Origin of the sequence: Aliivibrio kagoshimensis (assembly GCF_050337105.1) — a bacterium.
Lineage (GTDB): Bacteria > Pseudomonadota > Gammaproteobacteria > Enterobacterales > Vibrionaceae > Aliivibrio_A > Aliivibrio_A kagoshimensis.
In genome coordinates this window covers 77,791-83,790 of the sequence record NZ_JAKJSQ010000009.1, presented here as the reverse complement: position 1 = coordinate 83,790, position 6,000 = coordinate 77,791, and the positions used below count along the sequence as shown (strand labels likewise).

The following is a 6,000-nucleotide window of genomic DNA, read 5'->3' as shown; positions in this document are numbered from 1 at the left end:
GTCTTAAGGTATGAAGGAGCTTGTTTCTAGAGACTTTTTTATTAGAAACCAGCGTATTTTGTTGATCTAATAAGGCAATTTGAAAGACATTTTTTGCCAAATCAATACTAATGAGCTTATATTTCATAGTGGTCACCTCTGTTGTTGATTCTGTCGAACCTTAATCATGGCACATTGCGATGCCGAGACAGAGGTGACCATCTCATCAGACACCCTAATAACGTCCTTACAAAGCAGCTCCAATCGATGACGATATGTTTTTAATTAAAATAGTTGGGTAAAGGTTTGGTATTACAACTCTCGAAACAGATGGAAAGTCACACTAAAAATCAGTCGTTGTTGTTGTTCAGTTCTTTTGAGCGTGTATTGTGAAGTTCATCTAAGCGGCAGTAGTGATTTTAATCCCAGTGGTTCGTTTTCGATGCAATTTATGGATAGCGTGAGAGTACGATTTCACCTCTCCCACTATGCTGGCGTGGTTTTGTTCAAGGGTGGTGCAGAGTTTTAACCACTCTTGCTGTTTAAATTTCAATTGTTGCAAAACTGGTGGGGCAGAGGCGTTAATAGCGCCTCGTTTGCTAGGTCTTATCTGTTTTCCGCTCCAATCGACAACCTCTAGGTAGTCCTCCAATTTAAACGGAATACCTTTACTCATCTCATTGGTTGGGTTGCCAATGAAGGGGTGTAAGCAAGGAGGAGTCATCTTGTTAGACTTCAGCGCAGCGAGTCGCTCTTTGACTGAGGTGAAATCTGAGGTTTCAAGTGAGTCCACCATGTTGGCTCGAATCGGGTTTAAATCGACATAGGCCATCGCAGTTAATAGCGCTTTCTCATCGAGCAAGGCTTGGCTTTTGAATCGCCCTTCCAAAAAGTGCCCAGTGCAGTCATCTTCTTTGTTTGCCAACCTAGCAATGGTTTGATTGAGGATTTTCATGAACCAACTGATGCTGGCTAAACGTTCGCGCCACTCAGAGATGATTTGATGACACACTTCTTTGGTCGAGCTGTGTGTGTCTTTTTGAGTTAGATAGCGATGAATTAAGACTGGCATCTCATGCAGTGAACACCAACGTGCAACGACCTCCTGATCTGATAGATTTTTAACCCCCTCACCATCAATGCTGAGCACTAAGTGGTAGTGATTATGCATAATGGCGTAGGCGCAGATATCAATACAAAATACGGAGCTGAGCTGTTTGAGTTTATCTTCAATCCAATCGCGACGATGCTCAAAATTCTGCTGGGTTATTTCATCAACACCACATAAGTAACTGCGTCTCACACATCGAGAGGCAATGTGATAATAGGGTGTTGCTTCAGAGCAGATAAGCTGACTTCTTGGTACGGTCACAGGAAACATCTCACAACAAATTAAACATGGTCACAGTGTAAGCGGATTCGCCATGAAGAAGTATTGGAATGACAAGGCTTGCGAGTCACTGAGAGTTGGCCTTGAAATAGATGAAAACGCAGAAGTGAAAAGTGTGAGGGTCGTGCTTAAGGTGTGTGTCCCTGTAAGGAGTAAACTGATGAATAGTATCGATAAATAAAAAATTTAAAACATTAAAGTCATAAACTTCTTATGTTTTTGCAGTGGCAGTCGATAAGTGCAGCTGAGTGATTCTGTAATTGCTCACTTCATTTATAAAAGGCTATCAGATGTTTAATTTTCGCGTTATGAGTATTAAGAATAAAATTGTTTCAGGAATCACCTTTGCTGTATTAGCATCAACCATTATTGTTGGGCTAATGGCGCAACAACAAGCACGAGAAGTACTAACACATCGATTGATCGATATCGAATTGCCGTTAATGCTTGATTCTGTCAAAGGACAACTGGACAAGGAAGTGAGTCAATTGCTGTTTGCTGCTGAACAGATAGCCAATAACGAATTCATTTTAGATGCTATTCGTACCACTGATAGAGAAGCAGACACTGAAGGGAAGTTGGTGAAACAGCTTAATAATGTTCGTCGCCAATTTAATTTAAATGATGCTTCTGTCGCCAATAGAAACTCTTCGTATTATTGGAATCAAAATGGTTTCTTAAGAGAGTTAGATCGTAGTAATGATGGGTGGTTTTTTGGCTTTACCCAATCGGGGCAGCAGACGATGGTCAGCATATTTCAAGAGAGTAATGGCGATGTAAAGATGTTCGCTAACTACCAGCAACTTAGTGGTATTGGAATGTCGGGCCTCTCTAAATCACTAGATGACATGGTTGCATTGCTAAACGGCTTTAAAATTGAGCAGACAGGGTTTGTCTTTTTAACTGATTCAAAAGGCAAAGTACAAATTCATCGTCAACCAAACATGAACAACAGTTCGTTAACGTCTCTTTATGGAACTAAAGCCGATGAACTGTTAAACGATTCTGGTTTTAATATGATCCGCACAGAAACAGCAGGTGTCGAATACTTTATTTCTAGCACTTACATTGAATCCATGGATTGGTATGTTGTTGCTGTTGTTCCAGTGAATGAGGTGTTTGCCGATCTAAATGCCACGGCTCAAAAAATGTTGATTACCACCATTATTGTTGCGGCACTCTTCATATTCATGGGCTTATTGCTTGCGGGTAGTATCACTAAGCCGATTCAACGTTTAGCAGAGCGCTTTAGAGAGCTCGGCCAAGGAGATGGCGATCTCTCTCAACGCATCGACGTTATTGGTCACGATGAAGTCGCGCAACTCTCTAAAGGCTTTAATGGGTTTGTTGAGAAGATACACCAATCAATCATTGAAGTGGCTGAAACCAGTCAAGCGTTGCAAGCAGCGGCTGGTGGTGTTGCTATTAAAGCGGGTACTACGCATGACAACAGTCAACTACAGCGCGATCAAACCATTCAGGTGGTTGCTGCGATTAATGAGATGGGCGCGACCATTAGTGAAATCGCTTCTAGTGCCGCAAATGCTGCCCATATCTCAAGTACTGCCGAGCAGAATACCGAAGAAGGGCGTGTAGTCGTTAATCAAGCCAAAACCTCCATCAACTTATTGGCGTCTGATATTGAAAATACTGGATTAGTGGTGCAGGAATTAGCTGCCACAACACAGAGCATTGGCTCAATTTTGGAAGTGATCCGAGGCATTTCAGAGCAAACGAATCTATTGGCTTTAAACGCAGCGATAGAGGCGGCACGTGCCGGTGAGCAAGGCCGTGGCTTTGCGGTAGTCGCCGATGAAGTTCGCAACTTAGCAAGCCGAACTGCTGATTCAACAGAAGAAGTGCAGAAGATGATTAATAAGCTGCAAAGTGATGCGCAAAATGCAGTTAGTGCAATGCAAGCAGGAAGAGAGATCACAGGCGAAGGGGTTATTTCATCGGATAAAGCAGTAGAGATGTTAATCACTATTTCAGAAAGCATTAGTGAAATTTCAGATCGTAACACTCAAGTTGCCACGGCAACTGAAGAGCAATCAACGGTGGTACACACCATTAATGAGAACATAGCAGAGATCAATAACATTAATGAAATCACAACAAGCACCGCCCAAGAGTTAGCTGATGACAGTAATGAGCTACAACAGTTATCAAGCCGACTGGATACGATTGTAAGTACCTTTAAGCTGTAATAAGCAACACAAATCGGTTAAAAGAGACAATATAAAACCCTTCACGATTTAAATCCGTGGAGGGTTTTATATTTACGTCATTTTTGTTGTAGTTAACGTCATGACGAAAGGTTATACGTCAGTGAGTACTCAAAGAGCAAAGTTAAGTTGATGGCGCAATAAGAATCACCGAGAAGTGGTTATTTGGGCCTACGATCTGAGTATGGGCGGTAATACCTTGTTGTCTAAGCTCTTTTAGCAGGTCACTGATGCTACAGTTGTTCTTAACAAGTTCAACATACTCATTTAAATCCACTTCTTTAGATACCCTATCATCGTAATTTTGAGTACGGTACCCTGAAATTATCAATTCACACTGCTTATCTGCGAATAGGATTTTGTAAGTGAGCTTATCAGTTGTTGATTCGTAAACCTGTTCTGTTTTGGTATCGTGGCTCACCAACGACATCGCGACATATAGGTAGTTGATATTAATGTTTCCAATATCAACGTTGACGTTAATTTCCTCACTGCTATTGGTAAAACTGACCCCTTCGCCATCTTCTGTTCGGGAGGCCGCTAAGCTTAACAAGGCCTCAGAAAAAGCCGCCAGCCAAGTGTCACCATTGGCAGTAAAATGTGTTGAGTCTGCAGCATAACTTACTCGCGAAGTGGCAAATATTATCGCAATAACCAGCATGATCTTTTTCATAATCCCTCTGAAATCGTTGCACCCTCACTGAAGTATACATCATCTCTCCTGCCCACTTTTTTGCGCCACATCTACTTTATAAATCATCACCAGTGCTATAGTGAAATTAACATCACTAGGAGGTGACGTATGGCGATTATTCAGTCATTTGGTGCAGCAGAAACGGTTACAGGTTCTTGCCACTTTTTACAGCTTGAACAGGGGCCGAATATTCTTATTGATTGTGGTTATTTTCAGGGAGATAACGAGGAACAAACCTATGCCCCTTTCGATTTTGACCCCAATGAGGTTGATATTGTTCTACTTACCCATGGCCATTTAGACCATGTAGGACGAGTGCCTAAACTGGTTAAAGAGGGGTTCGGTGGTAAATTGGTAGCGACTCGCTCGACCATGGAATTGGCGGAGGTGATTCTACTGGATTGCGCAAAAATCGCCGAGGAAGACCATAAAACGGCACTGAAAAAAGCGAAAAGAACAGGAAGCGAAACGCAGATCCCACCTCCTATTTACAGCAGTGATGATGCCAAGGCTGTATTTGACTTAACCATTCAATACGCCGAATACAATAAAACGATTCAGCTAACGCCAGATATTAAGGTAACCTTTCGAAACGCGGGACATATCCTAGGCTCAGCCACCATCCAGCTTGAAATACACGAAGAGGGACACAGCAAATCGATTGTCTTTAGTGGGGACTTAGGCAGTCGCCGAGACATTATTATGACCCCGCCGGCGTTTGTTAAAAGAGCGGATGCCCTTTATATAGAGTCAACCTATGGAGATAGTCTTCACACACCTTTAAAAGAGAGCATTAACGAGTTTAAACAGATTGTAATTAATACCTTAGACAATCAAGGCAATGTACTTATTCCCTCGTTTGCCATTGAACGAACTCAAGAGATCCTGTTACTGCTCAAACAGATGTATTACGACAAAACACTCCCCGTGTGTAAGGTCTATTTAGATTCACCGATGGCCATTCGCGCTACGCAGATTTACAACAATCATCACGCTGAACTAAACGCGTCGACCAATCAATTATCACTGCGTGATGGTACTGTGTTTGAATTCCCATATCTGCAATATTCACTTAAAGGCAAAGATTCAATGCGAATTAACCAGCAAGAGAGTGGGTGCATCATCATTGCAGGCAGTGGAATGTGTACCGGAGGGCGGATTTTACATCACTTTAAACACCGCCTATGGGATGAGCGCAACAGTGTGATTTTTGCTGGTTATCAAGTTCACGGTACCTTAGGCCGACAAGTGATAGATGGAGCCGAAACGATTCAACTCTATCATGAGACCATCAAGGTAAACGCGAATATACACGTGCTTAACGGTTTTTCGGCCCACGCTGATCAGAGCGATCTATTAGCGTGGATGCATGAATTTGAACAGCTTAAAAACATCTACTTGATTCATGGTGAGCCAAACACTCAAACGGCGTTTAAACAGGAGATCAACGTGCAGTTAAATAAATCAGCTCACATCGTAAAGTATGGCGAAAAGGTGATGGTGTAAATATCCTGTGGTTATTGTGCCAATGGTAGCGCGATTCCAATTAAGGCAAAGACACCATAAGAAACTCGGCCACAGCAAAGGTGGCAGACAATCTTGCGATTAGTCGTCGTCAGTTAGACCGATTGTTCATGAATGACTTCGGCAACACGGCTCGTGAGTATTAGGCTGAGCCCAAACAGCTTGCGAAAAGTATCAGGTAAAAAAAA

The 6,000-nt window shown here is 42.4% G+C and carries 4 protein-coding genes; 2 read left to right on the top strand and 2 right to left on the bottom strand.

Features of this window, described 5'->3' with window-relative positions:
• Window positions 1-379: 379 nt before the first annotated feature.
• On the bottom strand, window positions 380-1,360 hold the full coding sequence (locus L4C32_RS05310; protein WP_428195817.1) for a transposase: 981 nt from the start codon (window positions 1,358-1,360) through the stop codon (window positions 380-382).
• Between the two features lie 299 nt (window positions 1,361-1,659).
• On the opposite strand from L4C32_RS05310, the gene L4C32_RS05305 reads away from it, so the two are divergent.
• A complete protein-coding gene (locus L4C32_RS05305) occupies window positions 1,660-3,576 on the top strand; it encodes a methyl-accepting chemotaxis protein (RefSeq protein ID WP_428195816.1) in 1,917 nt (638 codons plus the stop codon).
• Between the two features lie 142 nt (window positions 3,577-3,718).
• Here the strand turns inward: L4C32_RS05305 and L4C32_RS05300 are convergent, their stop codons facing one another.
• Window positions 3,719-4,267, bottom strand: coding sequence for a hypothetical protein (locus L4C32_RS05300; RefSeq protein ID WP_428195815.1), 549 nt, complete (start codon window positions 4,265-4,267; stop codon window positions 3,719-3,721).
• 129 nt (window positions 4,268-4,396) lie between these two features.
• On the opposite strand from L4C32_RS05300, the gene L4C32_RS05295 reads away from it, so the two are divergent.
• Entirely contained in the window at window positions 4,397-5,794 is a 1,398-nt protein-coding gene (locus L4C32_RS05295; RefSeq protein ID WP_428195814.1) for an MBL fold metallo-hydrolase RNA specificity domain-containing protein, read from the top strand.
• Window positions 5,795-6,000 lie beyond the last annotated feature (206 nt).

Coding starts and splice junctions, on each gene's coding strand:
- L4C32_RS05310 (WP_428195817.1), bottom strand. CDS start 1,360: ATGTTTCCTGTGACCGTACCAAGAAGTCAGCTTATCTGCTCTGAAGCA.
- L4C32_RS05305 (WP_428195816.1), top strand. CDS start 1,660: ATGTTTAATTTTCGCGTTATGAGTATTAAGAATAAAATTGTTTCAGGA.
- L4C32_RS05300 (WP_428195815.1), bottom strand. CDS start 4,267: ATGAAAAAGATCATGCTGGTTATTGCGATAATATTTGCCACTTCGCGA.
- L4C32_RS05295 (WP_428195814.1), top strand. CDS start 4,397: ATGGCGATTATTCAGTCATTTGGTGCAGCAGAAACGGTTACAGGTTCT.